25 protein-coding genes are annotated in these 26,567 nt (G+C 68.6%); 14 read left to right on the top strand and 11 right to left on the bottom strand.

The window, feature by feature from the left end; all coding sequences use genetic code 11:
• The first annotated feature begins 42 nt into the window (after positions 1–42).
• Both IG08_RS0130460 and IG08_RS0130455 read left to right on the top strand, forming a co-directional pair.
• Complete coding sequence (locus tag IG08_RS0130460) at positions 43–2,244, top strand: 3-hydroxyacyl-CoA dehydrogenase NAD-binding domain-containing protein (protein ID WP_106981052.1); 2,202 nt, start codon at positions 43–45, stop codon at positions 2,242–2,244.
• Positions 2,241–3,173, top strand: a complete 933-nt coding sequence (locus tag IG08_RS0130455) for an oxygenase MpaB family protein (RefSeq protein ID WP_052424935.1) — start codon at positions 2,241–2,243, stop codon at positions 3,171–3,173. Before IG08_RS0130460 ends, IG08_RS0130455 begins: the two co-directional genes overlap by 4 nt.
• A 3-nt stretch (positions 3,174–3,176) precedes the next feature.
• On the opposite strand, the gene IG08_RS63100 is transcribed toward IG08_RS0130455, so the two are convergent.
• Positions 3,177–3,374: a hypothetical protein gene (locus IG08_RS63100; protein WP_030609518.1), complete on the bottom strand. Its 198-nt coding sequence runs from the start codon at positions 3,372–3,374 to the stop codon at positions 3,177–3,179.
• Between the two features lie 50 nt (positions 3,375–3,424).
• Between IG08_RS63100 and IG08_RS63095 the strand changes: the two genes are divergently transcribed.
• Together IG08_RS63095 and moaA are read left to right on the top strand one after the other, a co-directional pair.
• Positions 3,425–3,853 (top strand): hypothetical protein, encoded by a 429-nt coding sequence (locus tag IG08_RS63095; RefSeq protein ID WP_030609514.1) that lies wholly within the window; start codon positions 3,425–3,427, stop codon positions 3,851–3,853.
• 255 nt (positions 3,854–4,108) lie between these two features.
• Positions 4,109–5,098 carry a GTP 3',8-cyclase MoaA gene (gene moaA / locus IG08_RS0130440; protein WP_030609510.1) on the top strand — a complete coding sequence of 330 codons (990 nt, stop codon included), beginning with the start codon at positions 4,109–4,111 and terminating at the stop codon, positions 5,096–5,098.
• A gap of 33 nt (positions 5,099–5,131) precedes the next feature.
• Here moaA and IG08_RS61595 read toward each other — a convergent pair whose 3' ends face one another.
• The 3 genes from IG08_RS61595 to IG08_RS0130430 form a co-directional block, all read right to left on the bottom strand.
• Positions 5,132–5,290: a peptidoglycan recognition protein family protein gene (locus IG08_RS61595; protein ID WP_234343013.1), complete on the bottom strand. Its 159-nt coding sequence runs from the start codon at positions 5,288–5,290 to the stop codon at positions 5,132–5,134.
• Entirely contained in the window at positions 5,218–5,523 is a 306-nt protein-coding gene (locus IG08_RS54560; protein WP_052424934.1) for a hypothetical protein, read from the bottom strand. The genes IG08_RS61595 and IG08_RS54560 overlap by 73 nt, the downstream gene beginning before the upstream one ends.
• Before the next feature lie 252 nt (positions 5,524–5,775).
• Entirely contained in the window at positions 5,776–6,252 is a 477-nt protein-coding gene (locus IG08_RS0130430) for a molybdenum cofactor biosynthesis protein MoaE (RefSeq protein WP_030609507.1), read from the bottom strand.
• 546 nt (positions 6,253–6,798) lie between these two features.
• Here IG08_RS0130430 and IG08_RS62560 point away from each other — a divergent pair.
• Both IG08_RS62560 and IG08_RS0130420 read left to right on the top strand, forming a co-directional pair.
• Positions 6,799–7,470 (top strand): flavodoxin, encoded by a 672-nt coding sequence (locus tag IG08_RS62560; RefSeq protein WP_078655808.1) that lies wholly within the window; start codon positions 6,799–6,801, stop codon positions 7,468–7,470.
• Between the two features lie 77 nt (positions 7,471–7,547).
• Positions 7,548–8,222: a DUF4405 domain-containing protein gene (locus IG08_RS0130420; protein WP_158812296.1), complete on the top strand. Its 675-nt coding sequence runs from the start codon at positions 7,548–7,550 to the stop codon at positions 8,220–8,222.
• Positions 8,223–8,557: 335 nt separating this feature from the next.
• Here the strand turns inward: IG08_RS0130420 and IG08_RS0130410 are convergent, their stop codons facing one another.
• Entirely contained in the window at positions 8,558–9,097 is a 540-nt protein-coding gene (locus IG08_RS0130410) for a GNAT family N-acetyltransferase (protein WP_030609497.1), read from the bottom strand.
• Complete coding sequence (locus IG08_RS0130405; RefSeq protein WP_078655807.1) at positions 9,094–10,380, bottom strand: NsdA family TPR-like regulatory protein; 1,287 nt, start codon at positions 10,378–10,380, stop codon at positions 9,094–9,096. The genes IG08_RS0130410 and IG08_RS0130405 overlap by 4 nt, the downstream gene beginning before the upstream one ends.
• Positions 10,381–10,620: 240 nt before the next feature.
• Here IG08_RS0130405 and IG08_RS0130400 point away from each other — a divergent pair, with 240 nt between their 5' ends.
• From IG08_RS0130400 to IG08_RS0130370, 7 genes are all read left to right on the top strand, one after another.
• A complete protein-coding gene (locus IG08_RS0130400) occupies positions 10,621–11,067 on the top strand; it encodes an ATP-binding protein (RefSeq protein WP_030609492.1) in 447 nt (148 codons plus the stop codon).
• Positions 11,068–11,278: 211 nt separating this feature from the next.
• A complete protein-coding gene (locus tag IG08_RS0130395) occupies positions 11,279–11,479 on the top strand; it encodes a hypothetical protein (RefSeq protein ID WP_030609489.1) in 201 nt (66 codons plus the stop codon).
• Positions 11,480–11,572: 93 nt separating this feature from the next.
• Positions 11,573–11,752 (top strand): FxLD family lanthipeptide, encoded by a 180-nt coding sequence (locus IG08_RS0130390; RefSeq protein ID WP_030609485.1) that lies wholly within the window; start codon positions 11,573–11,575, stop codon positions 11,750–11,752.
• A 237-nt stretch (positions 11,753–11,989) separates the two neighbouring features.
• Positions 11,990–14,926, top strand: coding sequence for a lantibiotic dehydratase (locus IG08_RS0130385; protein ID WP_030609482.1), 2,937 nt, complete (start codon positions 11,990–11,992; stop codon positions 14,924–14,926).
• On the top strand, positions 14,923–16,191 hold the full coding sequence (locus IG08_RS0130380) for a lanthionine synthetase C family protein (protein WP_030609479.1): 1,269 nt from the start codon (positions 14,923–14,925) through the stop codon (positions 16,189–16,191). The genes IG08_RS0130385 and IG08_RS0130380 overlap by 4 nt, the downstream gene beginning before the upstream one ends.
• 24 nt (positions 16,192–16,215) lie before the next feature.
• Entirely contained in the window at positions 16,216–18,306 is a 2,091-nt protein-coding gene (gene fxlM / locus IG08_RS0130375) for a methyltransferase, FxLD system (protein ID WP_030609476.1), read from the top strand.
• Positions 18,307–18,396: 90 nt separating this feature from the next.
• Positions 18,397–19,533: a hypothetical protein gene (locus tag IG08_RS0130370; RefSeq protein ID WP_030609473.1), complete on the top strand. Its 1,137-nt coding sequence runs from the start codon at positions 18,397–18,399 to the stop codon at positions 19,531–19,533.
• A gap of 98 nt (positions 19,534–19,631) precedes the next feature.
• On the opposite strand, the gene IG08_RS0130365 is transcribed toward IG08_RS0130370, so the two are convergent.
• The 5 genes from IG08_RS0130365 to IG08_RS0130345 all read right to left on the bottom strand — a co-directional run bounded on the left by IG08_RS0130365 (position 19,632) and on the right by IG08_RS0130345 (position 24,352).
• Entirely contained in the window at positions 19,632–19,916 is a 285-nt protein-coding gene (locus IG08_RS0130365) for a hypothetical protein (protein ID WP_030609469.1), read from the bottom strand.
• A gap of 71 nt (positions 19,917–19,987) precedes the next feature.
• Entirely contained in the window at positions 19,988–20,674 is a 687-nt protein-coding gene (locus tag IG08_RS0130360) for a TniQ family protein (RefSeq protein ID WP_030609467.1), read from the bottom strand.
• Positions 20,665–21,717, bottom strand: coding sequence for a TniB family NTP-binding protein (locus IG08_RS0130355; protein WP_106981051.1), 1,053 nt, complete (start codon positions 21,715–21,717; stop codon positions 20,665–20,667). Before IG08_RS0130355 ends, IG08_RS0130360 begins: the two co-directional genes overlap by 10 nt.
• Positions 21,714–23,603 (bottom strand): Mu transposase C-terminal domain-containing protein, encoded by a 1,890-nt coding sequence (locus tag IG08_RS0130350; RefSeq protein WP_030609462.1) that lies wholly within the window; start codon positions 23,601–23,603, stop codon positions 21,714–21,716. Before IG08_RS0130350 ends, IG08_RS0130355 begins: the two co-directional genes overlap by 4 nt.
• Positions 23,600–24,352, bottom strand: a complete 753-nt coding sequence (locus IG08_RS0130345; RefSeq protein WP_030609460.1) for a TnsA-like heteromeric transposase endonuclease subunit — start codon at positions 24,350–24,352, stop codon at positions 23,600–23,602. Before IG08_RS0130345 ends, IG08_RS0130350 begins: the two co-directional genes overlap by 4 nt.
• 716 nt (positions 24,353–25,068) lie before the next feature.
• Here IG08_RS0130345 and IG08_RS0130340 point away from each other — a divergent pair.
• Positions 25,069–26,274: a site-specific integrase gene (locus IG08_RS0130340; RefSeq protein ID WP_234343009.1), complete on the top strand. Its 1,206-nt coding sequence runs from the start codon at positions 25,069–25,071 to the stop codon at positions 26,272–26,274.
• Positions 26,275–26,567: the final 293 nt, after the last annotated feature.

The following is a 26,567-nucleotide window of genomic DNA, read 5'->3' as shown; positions in this document are numbered from 1 at the left end:
GACCGAGGACCCGGAATGGGTCCGCCACACCAAGGGACCCCGATGACTGAGCCGACACCTTCCTCCACGACCGCATCCACGGCCCTGCCCGACACGATCCACCGCCGGATCGATGCCGACGGGGTCGCCGTCCTGACCCTCGACGACCCCGGCCAGAGCGCGAACACCATGAACGAGGCGTTCGTCCGCTCGTTCGGGACCGCGGTCGACTGGCTGGAAGACGAACGCGAGCGCATCACCGGCGTGATCGTGGCATCGGCGAAGCCGACGTTCTTCGCCGGCGGGGATCTGGCCATGCTCATGGCCGCGACCCGCGCCGACGCCGCGAGGATCGCCGGCCTCCTGGACCACTGCAAGGCACTGATGCGGCGCCTGGAGACGCTGGGCAAACCGGTCGTCGCCGCGATCAACGGCGCCGCCCTCGGCGGAGGCTTCGAGATCGCCCTGGCCTGCCACCACCGGATCGCCCTCGACGCTCCCGGTACGTCCGTGGGACTGCCGGAGGTGACGCTCGGCCTGCTGCCGGGAGCCGGTGGCGTCACCCGCACCGTTCGCATGCTCGGTATCACCGCAGCGTTGCAGCAGGTGCTGCTGACGGGTACGCGCCACGCACCCGCCGACGCGCTCCGGCTCGGCCTCGTCGACGAGATCGCCGCGTCGCCCGAGGAACTCCTCACTCGTGCGAAGGCATGGATCGAGCAGAACCCGGACGCGGCACAACCGTGGGACCGCCCCGGGTTCCGCATCCCTGGTGGAACCCCGGCCCAGGCCTCCTTCGCGGCAAACCTGCCCGCCTTCCCGGCCACGCTGCGGAAGCAGCTCAAGGGCGCGCCGATGCCCGCGCCCAAACACATCCTGGCCGCCGCCGTCGAAGGCGCTCAGGTGGACCTCGTCTCAGCCTTCGCGATCGAGACGCGGTACTGCACCGACCTGGTGTGCGGCCAGACCTCCGCGAACATGATCAAGGCCCTCTTCTTCGACACACAGGCCATCGCCAAGGGCGTCAACCGTCCCCAGGACGTCCCACGGGCGACCGTTCGCAAGGCCGCCGTCATCGGCGCCGGCATGATGGGCGCCGGCATCGCCTACGCCTGTGCCCGCGCCGGCATCGACGTCGTCCTCAAGGACGTGACACCGGAGGCAGCCGCCTCCGGCAAGGCCTACTCCGAGCGGCTGATGGCCAAAGCCCTCGAAAAGGGCCGGACCACGCAGGAGAAGGCCGACGCGCTACTGGCCCGGATCACCCCCACAGCCGATGCCGCCGACCTCGCAGGCGCGGACCTCGTCGTCGAGGCAGTCTTCGAGAGCCCGGAGCTGAAGAAGGCCGTCTTCGCGGAGGTCGAGCAGATCGTCGCTCCGAACGCCTTGCTCGGATCCAACACCTCCACCCTGCCCATCACGCTCCTCGCGGAAGGAGTGCGCCGGGCCGAGGACTTCATCGGACTGCACTTCTTCTCACCGGTGGACAGGATGCCGCTCCTCGAGATCGTCGTGGGAGACAAGACCAGCGACACCGCCCTGGCCCGCGCGATCGACTTCGCGCAGCAGATCCGCAAGACACCCATCGTCGTCAACGACAGCCGTGGGTTCTTCACCAGCCGGGTCATCGGCCGTTTCCTGGACGAGGCCGTCGCGATGGTCGGCGAGGGCATCCCCGCGGCGTCGGTCGAACAGGCCGCCACCCAGGCCGGCTACCCGGTCGGAGCCTTGGCGCTCATGGATGAACTGACGCTCACGCTGCCCCGCAAGATACGCGTCGAGACGCGGCGCGGCGTCGAAGAGACGGGCGGAACCTGGGTCGAGCACCCGGCCGAAGAGGTCATCGACCGCCTCATCGACCAGTACGGACGCACCGGCCGCTCCGGCGGTGCCGGTTTCTACGACTACACGGACGGACGCCGCACCCGCCTTTGGCCCGGACTGGACGAGGCCTTCGAACCCGCGTGCACCCGGCCCCCGCTCAACGACCTGAGCGAACGCATGCTCTTCGCCGAGGCCCTCGACACCGTCCGTTGCCTGGACGAAGGCGTACTCCGCTCCGTCGCCGAAGCCAACGTCGGCTCCATCCTCGGCATCGGCTTCCCCGCCTGGACCGGCGGTGTCGTGCAGTACATCAACCAGTACGCCAGCGGTGTCCCCGGCTTCGTGGCCCGCGCCACCGAGCTCGCCCGTGCCTACGGGGACCGCTTCCTGCCCCCGGCATCTCTGCTGGACCTCGCACGCACCAACGGGAGCCTGCAATGAACACCGCCGCCTCCCAGCCAACCCCACCCACAGCACCTGGCCCTGGCAGCCACACCTGGCGGCTCCTCGGCGACGTACGCAGCCTGCTGCTACTGGGCCACACCGGCCTGCTCCAGGCGATGCACCCCGCCATCGGGTCGGCTCTCATCCATCAATCCGTGGCGTTCAAGGACCCGTGGAACCGGCTGCTCCGCTCGTCCGACCCCATCCTCGCCAGCGTCTACGGTGCCGACGCCGAGACCGTCGCGCACACCGTGCGCGACTACCACACCGGCATCCGAGGCACTGACGGCAACGGCCAACCCTTCCACGCCCTCAACCCAGCACCGTTCGTGTGGGCCCATGCCACATTCATCCACAGCCAGGTTGTGTCCGCGCAGTTCTTCGGCCGACCTCTGACCGCCGTCGAGAAGTTCGAGTTGTACGCGGAGGCGCTGGGATGGTTCCGCCGCTACGGCATGGGACTGCGTGAAGTCCCCAAGGACTGGACCGAGTTCAGCGCCTACCTGAACCGTGTCGTCGACGGGGACCTCACGCATGTGGAAGCAGGCGCGGAGGCCATCCGTTCCCTGTTGGTCGACAGCCCGTCCCCACTGCGCTGGCTGCCGGACCGCCTCTGGCGGCCGGTCGGCCGCCGGCTCGGCCGCCTTGAGGTCTGGGTAGCCGCCGCAACTCTGCCCCCCGTCATCCGGGACCGCATGTGCCTGACGTGGACCACACGCGACGCCGCGCTCTTCGCGGTCTTCCGCCGGCTGATACGCCTCCTGGCGGCCCTCCTCCCGCACGACGCCCGCTACCTGCCCCAGGCCCGTGCCGGCTGGCGCCGCCACCACACCACCCGGCAACCTGCCACCCCGACATCGGTACCCGCTCCAACGCGCCCCGAACGCACGCCAATTCTCTCGGCGCGAGGCCACCACGGGGCTTGATGTCTACGCCGACCGGCGGGGAGAGGCGCCGAGCGCGCGGTTTTCCGCGCTCTCTGAGCCCTGTGGGACCGACTGTAGAAGCACGGTGACGTTGTTGAACAGCAGGGGCCAGAAAGGGAGTTGGGTACGGGCGCCGTGGGTTCCGCAGGCGGCGATGACGGCGTCGAGTGCGGTGACCGCGTTGCCGAGGATCGCCGCCACCGGGTCATCGGTGTCAGGGCCTCGGCGCGGGAGACGATGGCCGGGTCGACGTGGTCCAGGTCGCCGCCGCGGCGGACGGTACCGATCACGGTGGCGCCGCCCCAGCGGCTGAGCTGGGCTCCTGGGGAGCCGATGCCACCGAGGACACCGCGTACGAGGACGAGCCGACCGTCGACGGGACCGTCCGCGAACACGACGCGGTGGGCGGTGATGCCGGGGATACCGAGACTCGCGCCGAGTTCGCCGGAACCCTTGCTCGGGATCCCCGCGAACTCCTCCTCGACGAACCCACCAACCACCTCGACGTCCAGCACCAACTCGATCTCATCGACGGGGTCACCGCAGCGCCCTTCACAGATTGGGAAGTTGACACCTATTTTCACTGTGGCGTCGCAGGCGAAGCACGTGAGCGGATGGAAGCGGTCCGGCGGAGGCCTCTCATCCCTCAGTCCGCGGGCGCAGGCTGCCCCGTGAGGTGACGGTCACGGTTCCGGCTGGGGCACCAAGTCCCGTCGTAAACCACGCCAATATTCCTCGTTATTTCCTGTCAGGAAATAATTCCTTGCCAGGGCCGGAGCATCCAGGCACAAAACTCTCCCCCTCAGCCGCCCTCTGACAATCGCAATTCCCCGATATCCTGATCGTTCATTCGGGCCGGAGAGGATTACTGGCCTGCGCTGAAGCCCGCCACACCGTCGCAGGTGTAGTCCCCGGGCGATGAGGGAGGGGCCCACGTGCTCATCGACACCTACGGCCGAGTGGCCACCGACCTGAGGGTTTCGCTGACCGACCGGTGCAATCTGCGCTGCACCTACTGCATGCCCGAGGAGGGCCTGCAGTGGCTGGCCAAGCCCGACCTGCTCACGGACGACGAGATCGTCCGCCTGATCGGCATCGCCGTCACCTCCCTCGGTATCCAGGAAGTCCGTTTCACCGGCGGTGAGCCCCTGCTGCGCCCCGGCCTCGTCGGCATGGTCGAGCGCGTCGCTGCCCTGGAGCCGCGCCCCCAGATGTCCCTCACCACCAACGGCATAGGCCTCAAGCGCACGGCGGCGGCTCTGAAGGCGGCCGGCCTGGACCGGGTGAACGTCTCCCTCGACACCCTCCGCCCGGATGTCTTCAAGACCCTCGCTCGCCGGGACCGGCACAAGGACGTCATCGAGGGCCTGCACGCCGCCCGCGAGGCGGGCCTGACACCGGTCAAGGTCAATTCGGTCCTGATGCCGGGGCTCAACGAGGACGAGGCTCCGGACCTGCTGGCCTGGGCGGTGGAGCACGACTACGAGCTTCGCTTCATCGAGCAGATGCCCCTGGACGCCCAGCACGGCTGGAAGCGCGACGGCATGGTCACCGCGGGCGACATCCTCGCCTCCCTGCGCACCCGCTTCGACCTCACCCCCGAGGCCGTCGACGAGCGCGGCTCGGCCCCCGCCGAACGCTGGCTGGTGGACGGCGGCCCGCACCGCGTGGGCGTCATCGCCTCCGTCACTCGCCCGTTCTGTGCGGCCTGCGATCGCACCCGCCTGACGGCCGACGGCCAGATCCGCACCTGCCTCTTCGCCCGCGAGGAAACAGACCTCCGTGCGGCGCTCCGCTCCGACGCCCCCGACGAGCAGATCGCCCGCATCTGGCGCGAGGCGATGTGGGGCAAGAAGGCGGGCGCGGGCCTGGACGACCCGACGTTTGTCCAGCCGGACCGGCCGATGTCCGCGATCGGCGGCTGAACGCTTTCGGGGATGTCGTAGCGCGCGCAGGTGTCAGCCCACAGCTTCGCGGGAGGCACGGTACGCAGTGTTGGTGGACCAGCGGGCGGGCCTGTCGATGAACCCCTCGTGCTCTACGCCTACGCTGGGTTGGTTCCAGTCGCGGTTGCCGGCGTGGAACGCCACATCCAACTCGCGGACTGTCTGGGATATGCGACCGTCACGGGCACGGACCACGCAGTGCGCGGCGGCGCGGTGGCCGGGGTCCCGGAGGACTTCAGGGCGACCGGGTAGATGGACTGGGTGACGTGCAGGACGACCCGGTCGATGGTGTAGTCGTAGAGCTGGTCGACGGTGCGGTAGTTGGTCTCCGAGGTGGCGATCCATTCGGTGCCTTGTTGGTCCACCTCGCCGTCCTCGTGGGCAAGTTGGGCGTCCTGCCGCATCCCTGAACGCTTCACGAACTGGGTGCCGGTACCGCGCCGAGTCCGCTGGGGAGGGCTCGACCAGTGCCGAGGAGGACAGTCCTGCGGGTATGGGTGTGGAGCCACTCGGACGATGTCCTGCGTGGTTTGTCGTTCATTTGGCAGTGGCCACGGGTCGGTGATGGGCTGGCTGCGGCCGACGTCCGCACGCGGCAAGCCGACCTGCACGGACTGGGCGTGCCGACGTCTGCGTGAGCGTACTTGGGGACCGTTCTAACAGGCCCCGACCCATTCCTCGGCCCCGTCCGAAAACTTCTGGCGCTTCCAGATGGGCACCTCGTGCTTGAGGTCGTCGATCAGCTGCCGGCAGGCTTCGAATGCCTCTGCCCGATGGGGACAGGAAACTGCGACAACCACGGCCAGGTCGCCAACGGTCAGATCACCGACGCGGTGCACCGCAGCCAGCGCGCGAATCGGGTAGTTCGCGACGACCTTCTCGGCGACGCGGCGCAGTTCGGCGGCGGCGGTCGGGTGGCACGAATAGTTCAGGGCGTCCACGTCCGCACCCCCGTCATGATTGCGTACCGTGCCGACGAACAGCGCCGTGCCACCGGCCGCATCGTCGCCGACCGCCCGGAACACCTCGTCCAGCAGGAGCGGTGTGTCCCGGATCGCGAGGAGCCGAATGGGATCTGGATGCGCCCGCTCGCCAGGATGCTCATGGACATCCTTGGTTGCTACGGCATTCATGCTGTCCCACATCCCCTGACCAGTTCATCAAAGCGGATCCCGCCATCGGCACCCAGATCTCTTGACTTTCGGCCCAGCATCCGGCAATGCGGCCCGGCAGCTTGAAACACCAACTGTCCGTAACCATGCCATCGGATTGACCGCGGTGGGAGGCAGACTTTTCTACCTGGCTGGAACTCTCTCCAGGTGCAATTCTCCTTTCACGACCCGGCAGAGTACGGAGCGGGCAGGTCGACGAAGGTGTGGCCGGGCGCCGCTCTGAATGAGCGAAGGGCTCAACCGGCCAACTGGGGTGCACGTCATGAGGTGCTGAGCCGACACGGTGCAGCCGCACGGGCGGCGCCCGGGAGAGCGCCTGGACGGTTCCGCCTTCCGGACGGCGTACGGCTGAAGAGCTGCCGTAGTCGCTCTCGTCGCGCTGTGTAGACAGTCCCGCAGCGGGACGACACGTCTGCGGAGCTGCTCGGTGCCGGGCGGGTCGAATCACATGGAATTCCCACATTGTGAACAGGTCGTCCCCCTGACGGGGATGAGAGGAGTCCATCGATGAGTGAGCTGTGGCGACCGAGCAGGGGCCGTCAGGGAGCTGACCTGGGTCGGCGCGGGTTCCTCGCGGCGGCAGGGATCGCCGGGTTGACCTTGGCCGGCTGCTCCAACGGCACCCAGGGCCAATCGCGCGGGCCGGCCGCCAACCCGTCTGTGTCTACGAGGCCGCGGGGGTCGGCAGCAGCCGGAGGGTCCGGGGTGCTGATCGCATACTTCAGTCGGACCGGGAACACACGGACGGTGGCCGAGTACGTCGCGGGCGAAGCCAACGCCGACCTGGTCCAGGTCGTGCCTCAGAACCCGTACCCGGAGGACTACGACGCCACGAACGACAGAGCGACCGAGGAGCAGGATTCCGACGCTCGACCCCGGCTGAGTACCCGTGTGGAGAACATGGCCGACTACACGACCGTCCTCCTGGGTTACCCGATCTGGTGGAGCACCATGCCGATGGCCATGTTCACGTTCCTTGAGGAATACGACTTCAACGGCAAGACCATCATCCCCTTCTGTACCCACGAAGGCAGCGGGCTCGCTGGTAGTGAGCGGGACATCGCAAAGCTGTGCCCCGGCGCGCAACTGCGCGACGGCTTGGCCGTCCGCGGACCCGGCGCACAGGACTCGCGTGGGGAGGTGGCATCGTGGGTCGAGGAGTCGAGACTGTCGGCCTGAGGCCTGCTCGCCCAATGCCACGGCGGCGTGGCCGATGGTTGTTCAGGATCGGGCTGGTCGCGGTGATGTTGGCCTTGATGTTGCTCGCGATGGCCCATCAGTGGACTGGGGACCTCTACCACGAGTTGATCGGTGTTGTGCTCTTCGCCGGGGTCCTCATCCACAACGCCATCCATCTGAGGTGGTATGCCAGGCTTCCACGCAACGCCCGCAACCGGCGCCATCGGCTCACCATCCTGGTCAACGTCCTGCTGCTGATCAGCATGACCGTCCTGCTTGGCAGCAGCCTGGTCGTCTCGCGGGAGGTCTTCGCCTTCCTGGGCCTGTCAGGCGGCGCGACTGGCCGACAGGTTCACATCCTCGCGGCGACAGCGACGTTGATCCTGGTGGCCATCCATCTCGGGATGTATTGGCAGACGGTGATGGGGGTGGTCCGCACCATGGTCGGGCGCCTTGCGTCGTCCCGCGCCGCCCTGATGGTCTTGCGCATCCTGGTGGTCGTGGCCGTCGCCTACGGAGTGAAGGCGTCCTTCGAGTTGGACGTCGGTACCAAGCTGGTCGGCTACTACTCCTTCGGATACTGGGACTTCGAGAACGACACGGTCGGGTTCTTCGCCGGCTACGCCTCGATCGTCGCTATGTACGCAGCGCTTGCCCACTACCTGCGCCGCTGGGGCGGCAAACGGCAGAGAGCGAAGTCATCGGTGACGTCGCGTAAGGCGCGGGGGAGGGGGGCCAGTTCTTCAACGTGACGGCCGCCGCCCGGGTTCTGCTGTGGCAAGTCGCCGACACGCACCACCTGCTGGACCTCGTCCGGGCCAACGGCGGCTACACGGCAGCCTCGTCTTCTGCCTAAGCCGCGCTCGTGCCGGTCGTTGCGATCGTCAGTGGGGTGCAGAGATGATCCGTTGGCACGAAGTTCCACGGGATCACTACCGTTGCAAGCCCTTACCGCCGGGAACTCGTCGTAACCCACCGGCTTGCACGAAACCCCGAGGCCGCGATCTCGTAACGCTCGGGGAGGTCCAGCATGAGGAATTCCTGGGTCTCGGCGGAAGTCCGTCAAGCCGGTGGGCCGTGGTGCTGTTCAGCGGCTTGCGCGGATCATCACGGTGAGGACGGGCGAGGCCACTGACGGCTGGCTCTGCCCGAGGTCTTCGTATCCCCACGACTTGTAGAGCGCGTGGACCTTTCCGTCCCCAGCGGCCGGGTTGACCATGAGCGTGACGTACGGCTCGTCACGTGTGGCGAGGAGGGCGTCGTGGATACGCCGGGCAGTGCCGGTCTTCCGCCAGGCCGGCCGGACGCCGATCTCCTTCAGGGCTACGACCGGACGCTCGGTGTACTTCTCGGCCGGCGTCGGGCTGGTGCGCTGCCAGTACCGGTCGCCGTGCTCGATGGTGTTGCCGTAGGCGTAGCCGACGGGATGTCCGTCCGCGTACGCGAGGACAGCCGCGAACCCCGGCTCGGTGCTGTGCCGGTCCAGGCGTTCGCCGAACGCGGTGACAGCGTAGTTCGGCAGGTGGAGGAGTGGGGCGCGCACTTCGGCGTACACGTCGAGGAGGTCGCCGCGGGCGGTGTCGAGGGTGGTGAAGGTGCGCAGTTCGATGGCGGGCGCCGTGGTCATGCGGCCATCCTCCAGGTGGCGGCGTGCTCGGTCCAGGTCTGCACGCTGGAGCTGCCCGGCGCGGTGGCGCGCAGTGCGGCCCCGAACTCCTGCAGCATGCGCGTGACCCGGGCGTGCTGGGTGGCGGCCTCGGCGGGGACCTTCATCGCGGTGGCCGTGGCAGCTTCGGGGGCACCCTGTGCGAGCTGGGCGTGGGCGAGCCGGGTCGTGGTGATGGCCCGGGACCGGATCATGTGGGGTCGGAGGGCGGAAAGGCAGCGGTGGGCGTGGTACTCGGCGGTCGAGTAGTCGCCGAGCGCCAAGTGCGCTGACAGGGCCAGGGAGTCCAGTTCGGCTTGGTCGTAGAAGGCGAGCATCCACACCGGCCGGTAGTCGGCGGGGTCGGCGCGCAGCATGGCGTCCTGGGCCTGCTCGAAGGCACGGCGGGTGCCGGTGCGGTCCTGGGCCGCGCCGTGGATGGCGCCTTGGCGGGCCAGGCCGAGGGATGCGAACAGAGGGTCTCGGCGGGTGAGGTGCAGGTTGCGGGCGACGTCGTTGGCGGCGAAGGCGTCGGCGGGACGGCCCATGTGCCGGTACATGGTGCCTGCGTGGCTCCAGATGCGGAACTTGATCGCCTGGTCGCCGGACATCTCGGCGAGGGCCTGGGCCTCACGCATGTGCCCCTTGGCGATGTCGTAGCGTCGGCCGTCGATGGCGGCCCACATCGCTGAGGAACGGAACGCCGCTGCGGAGGCGTAGAGGCTGCTGCGTACCCGTTGGCTGGCGCTGCCCGCGTTCTGGAGATTCAGGGCCTCGTCGGCGAGCGCGGCGGCCCGCTGCTCGATGCCGAGTTGGCCGCCGTGGCGGTGGTCGCTGGCGATGATCTCGGCGAAGCGCTTCTGTAGACGGTCGACGTCGCTCATGCCGATGCGGCGCGGGGATGCGGTGCCGGGAGCGGCGGCTGCTGCGGCGGCAGCCGCCGCGATGCCTCCGACGAGGGTACGGCGCTTCATGTCGGGGTCCTCCTGCTGCGGTGGGGCTGGGCTGGACGGAGTCCGGCCCCGTGGCACGAACCCTAGAGCGATGGTGGGCAGGCCGCTGACGTCCTCAAGTGCCTTGCGGGTAGCCGATTTGGGCCACGTGATCCGGCCTGCTTTCCAGTCCCGGACCGATGAACCGTCGAGGCCGCCATGTCTCCCGGTCAGTTCCTCTAAGGCCCTGTTCACAGCGTCAGCAAGGCTGTTGGAGCTGTAGCCGTGTTCGGCCATCCACGCCTCAAGAACGGTGTTGCGCGTGGTGTCCATGTCCGCACGGTAGTCCTCACCTCCCCTGGCTCGCCAGGTAAAGAGAAGGTCAAATCACCCTAGGTCCTTCCGATGGACGGACGGCTGATCGCCCTAATCACCTTGCGCGGGAAGGGAGTTGTCTTGTTGCCGGTCGCCCGCTACGCCAACCGTGCGGGCGGCTGTTGACGGCCCGGCCCGCCCCTGAGGTCCCCCGCGGGGGTGGGCCGGGCGCCGAGACGACACGAAGGCTCAACCCCAATGACGAGTCTCATTAAGCCAGTTCAGGCCGCCCCCACCGGCCACCCCGCCTACAGCCAGACCTTCCCGTGCGAGCCGTCCACGGCCAAAATCGGCCGCAAGCTCGTCCGTGACGTCCTCGGCGTATGGCATCTCGACAACCTTGCCGACGTCGCCGCGCTGATCATCTCGGAGCTGATCGCGAACGCCGTCAGGCACACCCCGTGCGACTCGATCCGCCTGATTATTGGGCGGCCGAGCGCGACACGGGTGCGCGTTGGGGTCGTGGACCGGGCGCCATCGCGCAAGCCGGTGCTCGGGCAGGTCGGGGAAGACGACGAGTCAGGCCGTGGCCTGCTCCTGATCGACGGCATCGCCGACCGCTGGGGCTATGACCTGCACGGCCCGGACGAGCGCCCACGGTGCAAAGAGGTCTGGGCCGAACTCTTCATGAAGGGCGACGAGTGAAGCCGGCCGTGGCGACCCCACCCGTGCCGGACGTCGCCCGCCTACGTCCCCGCCAGCAGATGGGCATGGAGTGCGCACGCTGCGCCCGGTACCTGGGAGCAAGCGGCGAGATCTTGGGCGATGTACGTCATCGGGGCCTGCTGTTCCGGCTCTGGGTGTGCGGGCCCACCTGCCGGTCGCCCACCCCTGGCCCGTGGACGGGAGCTGAGACATGACCTCCCGCGTGCATGAGCACTGGGTCACCGGTGACTGCTGGCTCGGGTGCGAGCGCACCGGAGTGCCCGTGATCTGGCTCGGCCCACTGCAATGGGACGGGCAGCACGCCCCGGTCCACGCCTGCAAGCCGTGCCTCGACCGGCTCAAGGCTCAGGCGCTCGCCTACTTCATGGAGCGGCGGCCGGCCGCCGTCTGACCAGACTCCCGCCTTCGGCCGTGCTCACTGTGCCGTACGGCCGGAGGCGGGCACCACCGCACAACAACATCTCAACCACTCAGAGGAGTTGGCATGACACGCAGCACCGTAGTGCCGAGCAGCACTCAAGTGAGCCAGCAGACCCCGAGGACGTCGGACGGCTTCGACCTGGACGTGTCCCTCGTCGAGGTCGCCGACCCCGCGGGCCTGGTCAACCTGACCGACGACAACTGCGGAAGCACCTGCGGCGCCTGCACCACCAACGTCGCCTGACCCGAGGCTCCACGTCGCTCCGGGCTGGTGCCGCCGCGCCCTGTGGCGTGGCGGCACCAGCCGCCCGTCCCTTTACCCACGGAGGTAGTGGTGGCTGCTCCGCGCCCAGCGTTCCGAACCGGCACGACCGCTATCGTACGAGCCGTTGCCCGGCCGACACTGCCGTGTCCTCCGCTTCCGGAGCTCAACGATCACTCTCCCAACGGGTCCGCCACCTGTGTCGCCTGGCTGCGCGAGATCTGGGCGAACGCCGACCTCGCCGAAGCCCTGAAACACGCCAGCCCGTTCCTGGCCGCGCAGGTACGGACCCTGTGCACGGCCGATGAGCCCTCGACGCGAGACGTCCGGCGCGCGGCACTGTCCGTGGCCCGCTACCTGCTGCGCTCCCAGCACCGGGCGACGCCATTCGGGCTCTTCGCCGGTGTTACCGTCGCGGAATTCGGTCCGCAGGCGGGCGCACGCTGGGGTGCGGAGCACGTAGCCATCGGCCATGCGGGCGCAGAGTGGTTGGCCGCCGTCGTCGAGAGGCTGGAGTCCTGCCCCGACCTCCTCGAACGGCTGCCGGTGGTCGTCAACAACACCGTGATGTTCCGCGGGGACCGGCTCATCGTGCCGTTTCAATCCGACGCCCAGGACGATCGGACTCGCGCGGTTGAGGCCTCCCTGGCCCTCACCGAGCCCGTACGCGCGGTCCTCGCCGCAACGCGGACGCCGGTCCGGGGCGGTGTGCTCGCGGACAAGCTCCAGGCGGAGTTCCTCGAGGCCGGACCGGAGAAGGTGCGCCGACTGCTGGTGGAGCTGATCCAGCGGCATGTCCTGATCACGAGCTTGCACACACCCAGCACCGAGACCGACACCCTCGGGTATCTACTCGACCAACTCGACGCAATCGACGCCGACAGCCTCCCCCCGGTCGCGGAGATGCTGCGCGAGCTGCGGGCGATCCGGACCGGCCTCAATGAGTGCACTTCGCGGGGCGGGCGGGACAGCGTCGCAGCGCGGATGAGGGCCCTCGTGCCAGGTCTGCGCCGCCACCCTGTCGCGCTCGACCTGCGCCTGGACGCGCAGCTCGTACTGCCGGACGCGGTCGCCCGCGAGATCGAGCGCGCGGCCCTGGTCCTGACCCGAGTCAGCGCCCGCCCGTACGGCACCGCGGCGTGGAGCGCGTACCACCAGCGGTTCTACGAGCGGTATGGCATCGGCACGATGGTGCCGCTCCAGGAAGTCGTCGCGGACAGCGGTACTGGCTACCCCGAGGGCTACCCAGGCACCCCGCCCGGCGCCCGTCGACCTCGCGTCTCAGCTCGGGATGACGCCCTCGTACGGCTGGCGCAGGCCGCCGCGCTCGACGGCCGCGACGAGGTGGTCCTCACCGACGAGTTGATCGACGCCCTGGACGTAGGGCCCGACGAACCCCGCGTGCCGCCACACCTGGAGGTGGGGGTGCGCGTCCATGCGGCAAGCGTTGGCGAGCTGCAGCGCGGGCAGTTCCGGCTGGAGGTCGTGAGCGTGTCTCGCGGCGCCGGCGTCTCCACAGGCCGGTTCCTCAGAGTCCTGGCCCCCGCCGACCGTGAGGTCCTGGCCGCCGAGCTGGCTGACCTTCCGACCGCTGACAGGAACACCGTGCCCGCGCAGCTGTCCTTTCCGCCGCTCCTGCCCGAGAGCGCTCACGTCACGCGCGCCCCGCGAGTCTTGCCCACCCTGATCAGTCTCCAGGAACACCGAGCCCCCGTCGACGATGTCCTCACACCTGCGGACCTGGCGGTGGGGTGCGACGGCCGCCGCATGTACCTGGCTGCCCCCGAGCGTGGCCAGCGCATCGAGGCCGTCGGGATGCACGCGCTTAACCTCCGCGCGCACACTCCGCCGCTGGTGCGATTCCTCACCGAGTTGTCGCGTGCTCAATGCGCGCAGGTCACCGTCTTCGACTGGGGCGCTGCGGCGGCGATGCCGTTTCTACCGCGCCTGCGGTGCGGGCGCACGGTGCTTGCCCCGGCCCGCTGGCGGCTGGAGGCGCCCGAGCTGCCTGGCCGCGCATGCCCTTGGGCCGAATGGGACGCCGCCCTCACCGACTGGCGGGCCCGGCGGCGGCTATCTCGGCGGGTCTACCTCGTGGAGGACGACCGGCGTCTCTTCCTTGACCTCGACGAGGCCGGCCACCGGACGCTGCTGCGCCAGCACCTCGACCGAGTGGGCCTGGCCGTGCTCGTCGAGGCGGCCGAACCGGGGGCGTTCGGTTGGTGCGACGGTCGCGCCCACGAGGTAGTGGTGCCGCTCCAGGCGATCCGGCCGCTGGCGTGGCCGGCGCTTCCCGCCCCCACCCCGGCTCGCGCCCTCTCCCCAGCCCAGATGCAGACCCCGGCGGCTTCGTCGGTGTTGTTGGCCACCTTGTATGGAGACGCTCGCCGCCAGGACACCCTGCTCTCCTGCCACTTGCCCGATCTGCTCGAACGGCTCGGTGGCCCGCCGTGGTGGTTCATCCGCTTCCGCGACCCCGAGCAGCACTTGCGTCTGCGCATCGCGCTACCCACGCCGGAGGCGTTCGCCGAGACGGCTCGAACCGTGAGCGCGTGGGCCGACGAGCTGCGCGGCGCCGGTCTGCTGGCGGACTTGCGGTACCCCACCTCCTATCGGGAGATGGGCCGTTGGGGATCCGGTCCGGCATGGGACGTGGCCGAGGAATTGTTCCGGGCGGACTCGCGCGCCATCCTGGCCCAGCTCTCGCAGCCGCGGCGCCCACACGAGCGCACGCTGGTGGCCGCACACACTGTCTCTATCGCCTCCGCGTTCCTCGGCAGCACTCAAGCCGGGATGCGCTGGCTGATCGACCACATCCCGCCCACAGCGCCCGTGCCCGTACCGCGCCCGCAGTTCACCGATGCCGTACGTCTGGCCGACCCTGGCGACGACTGGGCGGCACTGCGCGGTACCCACGGAGGAGCGGCGATCGTGTCGGCGTGGGCCGATCGCGACGCGGCGCTCGCCGCCTACCGGCCGCACCTGCCAGGCCCTCACACGCAGGGCATCGCCCTCGACGATGTCCTGACCTCGCTGCTGCACGTCCATTTCGTACGGCACATCGCGGTGAACTTCCCCGAAGAAGAGGTCTGCCTCTACCTCGCTCGCGCTGCCTCCCTGGCCTGGACCGCCCGCACCACTGGGAGGACACCATGACGGCACAGGCCGTGCTGGACCTGGCCGACGCCGTCGCCGAGCAGCTCGCCGACCCCTACACGGCGTACCTTGGGCCAGCGGTCTCTCATCGGCAGCACCTTGCCTATGGCTTGCTCGGCATCGCGCTCCTGCACATCGAGCGGGCTGCGGCCTGCCTGGGGCCGTGGCAGCGCGCCCACGACTGGCTCGCCGCCGCCTCCCGCGAGCCGCTCACCAGCGGTCCCGACAGCCACCCCTTCTACGGGGCGCCCGCCTTCGCGCACGCTCTGGCCTGCGCCGCCGATCACTTGCCCGGCGCCTACCAGCGCGCCCTTGACGCTCTCGACCGACAAATGGCTGACGACGTGAGCCGCCGCGTCGACGCCGCACACCGCCGCATCGACGCCGGACTCCTCCCAGCGCTCGCGGAGTTCGACACCATTCGCGGCCTTAGCGGATACGGCTCCTACCTCCTGCGCCGCAACCCTGGCAGCGCCGCCCTGCGTGCCGTACTCGACTACTGCGTACGCCTCACCCAACCGATCAGACACGACGGCGAGAACTTGCCCGGCTGGTGGACGGGCACGGGGCCCTCGGGCCGCCCGGACGACCGTTTTCGAGGCGGACACGCCAACAACGGCATGGCGCACGGTATCGGCGGCGTGCTCGCGCTCCTGGCGCTGGCCGCCAGGCAGGGCACCTTTGTCGACGGCCACGATGACGCACTGGGCCGGATCCTGGTGTGGCTGGACCGATGCCGAGAGGACACCGGCCGAGGCCCGGCGTGGCCGTACTGGGTCACCCGGGACGAGCTGCGCACCGGCCGCCTCACCTCGTCCACGCCGCGGCGGCCGTCATGGTGCTACGGCACCGCTGGCCTCGCCCGCGCCCAGCAACTCGCCGCGCTCGCCTGCGGCGACGACGGCCGTCAGCTGGACGCCGAGAACGCGCTCGTGGCCGCCCTCACCGACCCCGCTCAGCTCAAGGCCACGACGGACAACGCCCTGTGCCACGGCTTCGCCGGCCTCGCCCACGTCGCCGCCCGCGCGGCCGACGACGCCCACCCCTCGACCGCCGGACAGCTCCGCGCCACGATCCCGGCACTCCTAGCCGCAGTCCAACCGCCGGACACCGACCCCGCACACGCCGCCACGACGCTCATGCAGGACGAGGAGCGCGGCCCCGGCCTCCTCGACGGCGCAGCCGGTATCGCCCTGGCCCTCCTCGCGCCCAGCACCGGCGAACCGCCCCGATCCACCTGGGACGCCTGCCTGCTCATCGCCTGATCCCATCGACCGAAGGACCCCCGCATGCCCCCCGACCGCTCCGACCGCTGGCAGCAACACAACATCACCTTCGCTGACCGCGAGAGCGCCCAGCGCGCCATCGTCGAACGCATCGCCCCTGTCCTCCTCGCCGCCGAAAGGGACGGGCAGCTCACCGGCTGGTGGTTCATGAACAAGCAGCCCTGGCCGCTGCGGTACCGCGCGGACGAGCCTTCACCCGTCGTCGAAGCGCTGCTGAGCGACCTCGTACAGGACGGCATGGCCGTGTCATGGCTGCCCTACATCTACGAACCCGAGACCCACGTCTTCGGCGGAACTCGGGCCATGGACGTCGCCCATGACCTGTTCCACAAGGACAGCCGCCACCTGCTCACCTATCAACCAGGCTCGGAGCAGCTGGGACGCCGGGAAACCGCCGTGCTGCTGGCAAGCGTGATGATGCGGGCGGCCGACCTGGACTGGTTCGAGCAGGGCGACGTATGGGAAAAGGTCGCCGCCCTCCGACCGGCCACCGGCCTTCTACCTCCTGCGCGGGCCGCCGAACTGGCGCCCGCGATGCGGAAGCTGATGGCGGTCGACGCCCATGGCCTGTGCCGCCCGAACGGCCCGCTCGCCGAGCACAACGAGTGGGTCGCCGCTTTCGAGTGGGCGGGCAGCGCGCTCGCCGACCTCGCAGGCCGCGGCGCCCTCACCCGCGGTCTGCGAGCCGTCATTGCCCACCACGTGATCTTTCACGCCAACCGCGCCGGTCTCCTCCGGGACGACCAAAGCGCCATGTCCCACATCGCACGAGAGGTCATCATGGGAACGAGTGACAACACCGCGTCGACCGACGACGCAACGGCCGAGACGGATAGCGTCAGGGCGGTGAACACCGACACGATCGCCACCCCCACGGCTGACGCCGAACGCCTCCGCAACGCCCTGGTCGACCAGCTCCGCGCGGACGGACACGCCCGCACGCCCGCCGTCGAGACCGCGTTGCGGACCGTGCCCCGCCACGTGTTCGTGCCCGAGGCGTCGCTCGAAGACGCCTACGCCAATGCACCAGTGCACATCAAGTACGACACCGACGGCACGTCCATCTCCTGCGCCTCCCAGCCGGGCGTCGTCGCCCTCATGCTGGACCAGCTCGACGCCCAGCCCGGCGAGCGCATCCTCGAACTCGGCGCCGGCACCGGCTACAACGCCGCTCTCCTCGCCCACCTGGTCGGGGAGAGCGGGCACGTGACCATCCTCGATGTCGACGACGACCTTGTGGAGGGCGCTCGCGCACACCTGGCCGCAGCCGGTCTCACCAACGTCGAGGCCGTGACCCGCGACGGGGCCCTCGGCTACGCCGAAGGAGCGCCGTACGACCGGATCATCGCCACCGTGGGCGCTCACGGCGTACCACACGCCTGGATGCAACAGCTCGCCCCCGACGGCCGGCTCCTCGTCCCCCAGCGTCTGAAGGGCACCGTCTCCCGGTCCATCGCCTACGAGCAGCGTGACGGTCGATGGGTGTCTCTCGGCAGCGAGATGAACACCTTCATGCCGCTCCGGCGGGGCATCGCCGACGACGACCGCCGCGTCATCCCGCTCAGCGCAGACGGCACCGTCCGGCTTCAGTTCCCCGCTGGGCAGCACATCGATGCCGATGCGCTCGCCGGAGTCCTGGACCAGCCGCGCACCGAGGAGTGGACCGGCATGATGGTCCGCGCCATGGAATCGCCGGAGTGGATGGAACTTTTCGTCACCTGTTCCCTTTCCGCCGGCCTCATCCGGATGCTGTTCCCCCAGAGCGCCAAGGGCACTCTGCTCACGGAGGACCCCTACCCCTCGTCGACCGCGGCCGTCGACAAGGGCGCCGTCACCTACCTGGCGCGACGCGTGTCGAAGAAGAAGACCCCCGAGGGCGGCAAGCTCTGGGAGTTCGGCGTCATCGGCCACGGCCCCGGCAGCGACGAGCTGGCCGCGAAGGTCGCCGACGCCATCCGCACCTGGGACAGCGCATACCGCGGCCGCGAGGCCACGTTCGAAATCCAGCCCCTCGACGCCCCCGCCATCGAGCAGCGCCCCGGCCTCTTCGCTCTCGACACCCCGCTGAACCGCATCGTCGTCGACTGGCGGTGACGCCCCCTGCGTAGGGGACGGTGCCCGCTGGCGTACGGCTGCTGGCGGGCACCGTCGCCCCAGCACTTCTCACTCACGCCCGGGGGGCCCATGGACCCGCACGGACCCATAGCCCAGCGCTTCCCGCTCGTCGCCCGATTCCGGCCCGCCTGTCTGCCCCTGCCCGAACGCGTGGGCGGCCTCGTCGACCTCGCCGAGACGGCGGTGAACAAGGGCGACCAAGGGCTCGCATCCGCCGTCTACAACCAGGCCGCACTCATCGCCTCCGACCTCGGCCTTCCCGATCTCGCCCGCGAGATGTGTCACCAGCACGCCGCCGCCTACCTCGACGCGTGCCCCCTACCCGGCATGAGCGCAATCCGGGGACTGGAACCGGTCGTCAACCTCGCCCGCCTCCAGATCCGCGCCGGCCACACCGACGAGGGACGCCAGCACCTACTCGACCTGTACAAGGTCGTCGAGGCAGGCACAGCGGCCCGGTTTGAGGGTGTCGCCGTACCGGCGGACCTCACTACGACCGACGAGGACCGCCACGAGGTCCGCGCGTGGCTGTGGCGCGTGCTCCTTGCCGATGGGACCCGCACTCTCACGACCAAGGGACGTTGGGCGGAGGCCAAAGCACATATCGAAGTTCACCACGGAGTAGGCAAACGGATGCTCGATGGGCGCCAAGTCGCCGTACTCGCCACCCTCGTTGCGGGTGACACGAAATGGGCTGCTGCCCTCCTCGCCGACACCGTGCCCGGCGATCCGTGGGAGCAAGCTGTCACGGCTTGCCTCGCCGTCCTGTGCCGCCGAGATGCCGGGCGGCTGGTTGACGGCCACCTGGCGGAATTGGTGACGACCTACTCCGAGCGGAAGGCCGAACCTGGGATGACCGTCTTCGACATCCGGCTCGGCCTGACCATCCTCGACGCGATCGGTTCCGCCGAGGCGCCCGGTGCACACGACATTGTCGAGCAGCTGCACCGCAGGATGAAGGAGGCTGAGGACGGCTACGCGGCCCGCGAGAATCTGCAGCACTCTCTGTTCACCGCGCTTGCCACGGACCGGCAAGCGCAGGACTGCCGCGCTCTGGTTCGCGCCTGCGCCCTCGGGGCAGGGTCCATCCCCGACAAGCTCCATGGAGAACTGGCGGCGGTTTTGCGCGCCAGCGACGGCGTGATCCGGACGAGTCTCGCGCGGCCCTTCGACCCCGGACATACACCCTATATGAAGAGAGCCTGATGGCCGCCCGCTGGCGGCTCGTTGTGCGGCTGAGGTACGCACGGACGCCGCGGACCCGGTGATCGGCGACACCGCCCAGAATGCCCATGCGGTCGTGATCAGCGCTGCCGCGTCGGCTGCGGCTCGCCGCTGCGGCGCAGGATGCGGGTGCTGCCGAGGTCGGCGGTGGCACGGGAGCGGGTGGCGCGCTCGAAGACGGCTGCGACCTGTTCGAGTTCGGCCTTGACCGGGTGCCGTGACCGGTAGTAGGTCCAGTGCGGAGCCGAGCGCGACCAGTTGTCTTTGGGCCGTCGGGACATCCCCGTGGGTGAGGTGGTGGGCCAGGATGCGGCCGAGCTCGTGCCCGCCGCTTCCCGGTCGGCGGCGTAACCGAGGGCGTGCATGCACACACAGTCGGGCCCCGAGCAGGGAGCAAGTTGTCTGCCGGAAACCTTCATGTCCTTTGACATCGAAGTTAGTCGGGTGCAGTGCGCTGACCTGGGGCGACTAGGTTGGATGTCAAGGGGGAGGCTGACCGCTTCTTGCGCTGTCTGCCGGATCGCGTGTAGTCGATGTAGTGGCGGATGCTGTGGTATTTGACCAGGTAGTCGTGGTCGTCCATGAGCTCGATCCAGATCTGCCTCTTGTTCAGCCCTCTGCTGATCATGTTCTCGATCAGGTCGGCGAGTTCGCCGGTGATGGGGTCGGCCAGCTGTCCCGTCTCTGTGGTGGTCAGGCGTGGGGTCTCCAGGGCGAAGCGGATATCCCAGCAGCGGAGGTTGTAGCGCTTGGCGAGCGTGTGGATCCGTGTGCCTTTCAGGGCTTCTTGGGCGATGCGGTGCGCCAGGTCCTGGCGCCGGGCGAAGGGATTCTTCCTGGGCAGGCGGCGGCGTGGCCTGTTGGCGCCGCCCAGGGCGCTGGCGTCGGCCAGGGCGCGTTCGAGTGCCTCGGGCGAGTGGCCTGCGACCGTGGCGAGGTGTTCGAGGAGCGGCCTGGCGAACCACTGCGGTGGGCCGGAGAGATAGCAGTGCAGGAAGCTGGGCTTGAGATGGTTGGCGCGGGCCAGGCGCCGGATGTATGAGTCGGAGGATTCTCCTAGGCAGGGGCGGAGGCGGACCGGTAGGGGTGCATACCGGGCCGGCAGTTCGCTGTTCATCGGCATGTTGCGGTCTTCGTGGCCATCGAGGCGGTGGTGTGGGCAGTGTGGTCGAGCGGAATGGCCTGCAGACTCTTCTTGGTGATCTTCTCGGTGCCGGTGAGGATGGCGTCGATCGCGGCTCCGCGGATGGCGTGTGAGAGGGATCCGATCATGCCGCCGGTGTGGTCGTGGAGGAATCGGTCCAGGCTGGTCAGCGTGCCGGGGCGGTGGTCGTGGAGCCGGAGGGTGTCTTCCATGGTGGCGACCAGGCCCTTCCATTCGCTGTTGTAGGGGAAGGGGCGGGAGGGGATCAGGGTGAAGCGGCCGGCGATCTGGGCGCCGCGTGTCCCGGTCAGCAGGCTGGATTCGGCGATGTCGATGCCGGCATAGATGAAGGTGGCGGGCAGGCGCTCGGAGAAGTACTTGAGGGTGTCGGCGACTTCGGCGCCGTGGCGGCTGGTGAGTGAGATGTTGTGGAGCTCGTCGACCAGCACCAGACCGGTGCGCGTGTCGGTGCAGACACCGACCACGGCCTCGATGATGTCGGTCATGTTCGAGCGGGCCCGCACCGGCAGGCCCAGGAAGCGAGCGAACTCGGTGCCGATCATGCGGGCCGTCGCGGCCGGCGGGACGGTGACGTAGACGACCGGGATGCGGTCGGTGACGTGTGGGTGCCGGGCCCGGTCAAGGAGTTCGTGGGAGCGTCCCAACTGGGTGATGGCGATGGTCTTTCCGGTGCCCGCGGGGCCGGAAACGATCAGCCCGCGGCGGGCGCTGATCGCGTGGCGGTTGAGCAGGACCAGCCGACGGCCGCAGATCGCCGTCTTCTCGACGAACGAGGTGGCGATCGTGAGCATGCGGGCGTGATGGTCCAGGCGGTCTTCGTCGTAGAGGTCCCGCTCGGATACTGGCATCTGCTGCCAAGCGCTCCGGGAGGCCAGGTCCGGGGGTGCGGGCGGCCCGTCGATGAACCTGTGCCATCCAGTCAGGGTGTTCAGCTGTCGGTCGGCCTCGGCGTCGGCCTCCCGCAAGACGGCTTGCCGGGCTGTCGGCTTGGAGAGGGTCACGGGCGCCTCCAGGGGTTGGCGAGCGGGTCGAACAGACCTAGCGGGATGACCTTGGCCGGCGAGGTCTCGGTGTCCTCATCCGTTGGTTCGCGGTCGGTCGGCGGATCGGGGATCTCCCGGCCTGGGGCGGTCGCCCGGGTGCGGGCGGCAATCCGGCGATCTTTCTGAGACCGTTTGGCCGGAGGGTCCTTCTCATCCTGGGGGCCATCGTGGGCGCGCTGGAGCAGGGCGGCCGCCGCATCCGCGATCTGTGCCTCGTTGCCGTCCTGGACCTGTTGGCGGGCGTGGTCCCAGGCCATTTCGCCGAACGGGACGCCGACGCGGTGCAGGTGCCGCCAGAACACCGTGATCCACCGGTCCCTGTCGCCGCGGCGGTCGCGTACCCAGATCCGGGAGACGTCGTAGGGGTCGTGGTGGATCTCCCACAAGCCGTTCTTCTCTGCGATGCCGGAGCGCTGACGGCGCAGCGGGTTCAACTCCGGGCTGTCGTAGGTGCGGTGGTTGATCTTGATGCCGTAGGCGTTGATCGCCTGCCACCGTTCCGGCAGCAACTCGACGTAGTCCTCACCGCTCAGCGCGGCCGGGACGTAGCCGCTCGACTCCAGCAGCATCGCGTACTTCTCGTTCGGCGAGAACGCCCGCCTCGGTGCGTCGGGGTCGCGCAGGGCGTCGTGCGGCCGGTTCTGCCAGACGGCGACGATCCACTCGTCCAGCAGTTCCTGCAGCTCGGGCAGCGACCACAGTGGTCCGTCCTCCAAGTGCCGGCCGCGGCGGTCCACCGACCGGCCGGTGTAGCCCGCGACGAACTGCGCGAACAGCGTCGCCACCGACCCCAGGGTCTTCTCGATCACTCCTTTCTCGAAGGGCGACGCCTTGTGTGTCGGCTGCAGCGTGATGCCCAGAAAGCGGCAGGAAGCGCGGAAGTTGTTCGAGATGAACAGCTTTCCGTGGTCGCAGACGACCGTCTCCGGAACGATCACCGGCCTCGCCGCCGCATGCTCCAGCCGCTCGTCCAGGGCCAGCAGTCGGCGGTGCGGCAGTACCGACCGGGACATGCGCAGCGACTCCGACCAGCCCGGACGCATCATGTCCGGCGTGATGCTGCGGGCCACCAGGGCGGAGGCGTCGGCCGCCTTGGTCGTCGGCCGCAGCACCGCCGCAGTGATCGACCTGGAAGCGATATCGACCAGCGCGGTCAACTCGACCTTCTCCGCGATGCCGTCGTCCAGCCTGACCAGGACATCCAGCGGACTGGAGTCGATCTGCATCAGCTCGCCCGGCGCGATGGCCGGGACTTCCCCGAACGGGCCGGCCGGACGCGCATGCAGCGAGCGGCGCGTAGTGGCAGAGCCGGTCGCATGTGTCCCGGCGGCCAGTTTGTCGAACAGCCGGTAGAGCGTGCGCTCGTGGGGCAGCTCGATGCCGTCGCCATCCTCGCCGGATGCCAGGATCTGCTTGGTCCGCCAGATGGTGAATCGGACTGTCCTTGAGGAGGCATCGGTCGTCTCGGCGATCGCTTGCCGCATCGCGTCGACCACCGCCGGGGCGATCTGGCCGAAGGGAGGCAGCTGCTTGGCCGAGCGGCCGTCGGCCAGCCCAACCAGCCCGTCGCGGTGATAACGCTGGCGCCGCTGCTTGACGCCGCTGGCCGTCATCCGGTGGCCCGCCGCCGTCAGCTCGGCCGCCTTGGCCCGCTCGCGTTCGGCCAGCGAGTGCAGCCTGGGGTCGAACTCCGGCCGCGGCACCGCCCCTTGGGGAGCATCCGGCGGCAGACCATGCAGTACCTCCAAGATGTGCCCCTCCCACCAACGGGCCTGGTCAGCAGCCGTCTTGGGGAACTCCGCGATCCGGGCAGTCGGCGGAACCCGCCGCCCCTCCTCCGTCATCCGGCACCCCCACCGGCCAGGCGCACGACCGTGCGCGGCCCCAGCAGTTCGACCGCCATCCCCTCGGCGGACAACTCCTGCTGCCACAGAAGGTGGAACAACACGGGCAGCGTCGCCAGCCGGTCGCCGGCGCTGTCGGCCCCGGCCACGAGCGGTCCCGGTTGCGAGAAAACCTCCATCAGCCGGGCCGCGACCGGATGTTGCCGGCAGCGGGGGTGACGGTAACGCGACAGCCACCGCACGTTCGCCAGCAGCACCGTCTCCGGGGTCCCCACCCGCTCGAAGCCCCACCCGGCCTCGGCGCAGGCCCGGCGCGTCACCTCGAACGCTTCGGCATCGCGCGGTGCGATGCAGTCGTCGGCGCGGACGTCGACAACCATGGCCGAGCCATCCGCGCGGCGCACGAAGAAGTCCGGGGCATGCCGACGCTCACGCGTCCCGTCGTGCCAGTGCAGCCAGAACGGCTGGGAGGCAACACCCACCACAGCCGGGTCAAAATCCATGAGCACGAGGCGGTCCCGCTCCAGCCACGACTCGAAACCGACATGCTGCCGCGTCGTCGCCGCCCAGTACCAGCCCGGGAAATAGCGCCCTCCTGGCGGCCACCGAAACGGCCGTACCGGACGAGCATCCTCGAACCTGACCGACACACAGTCCAACAGCGGACGCCGCAGACGCTCGCGCTTGCCCACCACACTCGACACCTCGACGTACGGCGCCGTCCCTTCCGACCCAGCCGATACCGACATACGACACCCCCAGCCTGCTCACCCCTCACGACTAGATTCACTGTCAAAGAAGCCGAAACGACTGGGTTCGCTGTCAAACGCCTCGATTGGATGACAAAGCGACTGGGTTCGCTGTCAAAGGACACTTCAGCTCACGGCAGACGGGAAAGAGCCCCAACGGACTGGAACCTCCTCCGGGATCATGTCAACGTACAACGAGCTGGGAAACGCCAGGTCAGCAAAGGGATGTGGGCCTCTGAGTCGAACCGGCAGACGGTCGGCCGTCCCCAGTCCGCAGCCCGCGCCACTCGGTCTCCTGAACGAGCGCAGCCCCAAGGAGGTCCACCTGCAGATTCCCGCAATCCGATCTGCCCGTCTTCCCCGCCCCCATCCTCATGGCGCTTGGCGCCTTGAGCGTGTCGTGGCCAGCAACCTCGACCGCCTCACCGGCGACGGGCTACTGGGGCTTGCCACTGATGGAGTGACCCCTGCTCTCTGCTCGTACCGTCTGGCCGCCTGACCGAGGCGAAGAAAGGGATGAGGGGCAGGCTCCCGTAGTGCAGCGCGATACATAGCAGACGATCCCCGGTTACCGAAACCGGGGATCGTGCGGAGCATTAATGGTGTTCGCACCCGGCTGTGCTTGGCGGTGGAGCCGTAGCGAATAGTGCCGCCAGTTTGCCTACCCCGATCGGTAGACGCGGCGTTGTGAAGTCATGTCCGCCTGTTCGAGGAGTGTGAGTATTCTGTCCGATCCCATCAAGAAACTTCCGCCGAACTCGAAGGGGAAGGTTCGATACCGGTTTGTTGTCGACGCAGGAATCGACCCCGAAACTGGGAAGCGTAAGCAGTTGAGGCGCACCTTTGACTCGTTGAAGGGGGCCAGGGCTGAGTACGCGAACATAACCAATCGGCGGCATGATGGGTCGCTTGTACCGCCCAACAAGATCACAGTGAATGAGTGGCTCGACCGATGGCTGGCCATGAAATCGGAGGACCTCGAAGAAACCACCATCTACAACTACGGGATCACCCTGGACCGAGTTCGAGGGAGGCTCGGCAATATCCGTCTCCAGGACCTTACTGAAGAGCACGTGGAAGAGTGGAGGGACTGGGCGCTGGCGCATGGCCGCGTGCGCGGTAAAAGGGCCGGGACGCCACTCAGTGTCACGAGTGTGGATATGAGCCTCGCTCGGCTGAAGGAAGCGCTGGGGAGAGCCGTTACCCGGCGGTTGGTGTACGTCAATGTCGCTGCGCACGTGACCATTCCCCGGAGAGCGCGCAAGGAAGAGCGGAAGACTAAAGAGGAGGTGCCGCCCTGGAACGTCCAGGAGGTTCAGAAATTCATCCATGGAATTAGGGGTGAGCGTCTCTATGCTGCGCTTCTTCTTTCGCTGATGGGGCTTCGTCCAGCTGAAGTCTGCGGCCTCCGGTGGGAAGACCTTGACTTGGAGAACGCCACGATCGTCATTGCCAACACGCGCACGATGATGGGCAACCGGTACGTGGTGGAGAAGGACACCAAGTCTCTTGCGGGTGAGCGGGATCTGCCGCTGCCGGCGCTGGTGCTGGGAGCCCTCAAGGCGTTCCGGGCTCTCCAAGCCGAGGAGAGGCTCGCTCTGGGGGAGGCATACACGGTGTCGGGCTACGTGCTGGCACATGAGGCGGGCGACGCCTTCACGATCAAGCAGCTTCGCCGACGCGCGTACCGGCTTATGGAGCTCCTCGGGCTCCGTCGCGTCAGGCTCTACGACGCACGCTCGTCGTGCTTCACCTTCCTGGCCAACAACGGCGTCCCGGACCACATCCTCGCGCGATGGGCCGGACATGCGAATGTAAAGACGACCAAGCGGTGGTACGTCAAGCCGGATGTAGAAGATCTTCGCGGAGCCGCCACCACTTGGGATGGCCTGCACGGGGGTGCGGCAGAGGGGCAAGAGTGAGCCAGGCGGACTATGAGCCGAGCGACTTGCGCGTCGTATGGCCTGCAGGATTGGGGCGAGGTGGCTTCGGAGTCCGCTTGCTGGTTTTGGACCGGTGGCTGTGACTGAGAGCATCCGGCTACGGCCAAGCCGTCTACCAAGCGTTCACCGTGTGGTGTTTAAGCTGCTGTTGGGCGGGATTTCGGAAGGTTTCCAGGTGGATCACGCCGAGCCTCGTTCGTGCCACCACACTCGATGCTGCTTCCTGAACCGCCTGGAGGCCTTGATCAAAGAGGAAAGCGTTGCTCGTAGCG

The organism is Streptomyces fulvoviolaceus (assembly GCF_000718165.1).
Classification (GTDB): domain Bacteria; phylum Actinomycetota; class Actinomycetes; order Streptomycetales; family Streptomycetaceae; genus Streptomyces; species Streptomyces fulvoviolaceus.
This window is presented reverse-complemented; position numbering and strand designations above follow the sequence as displayed.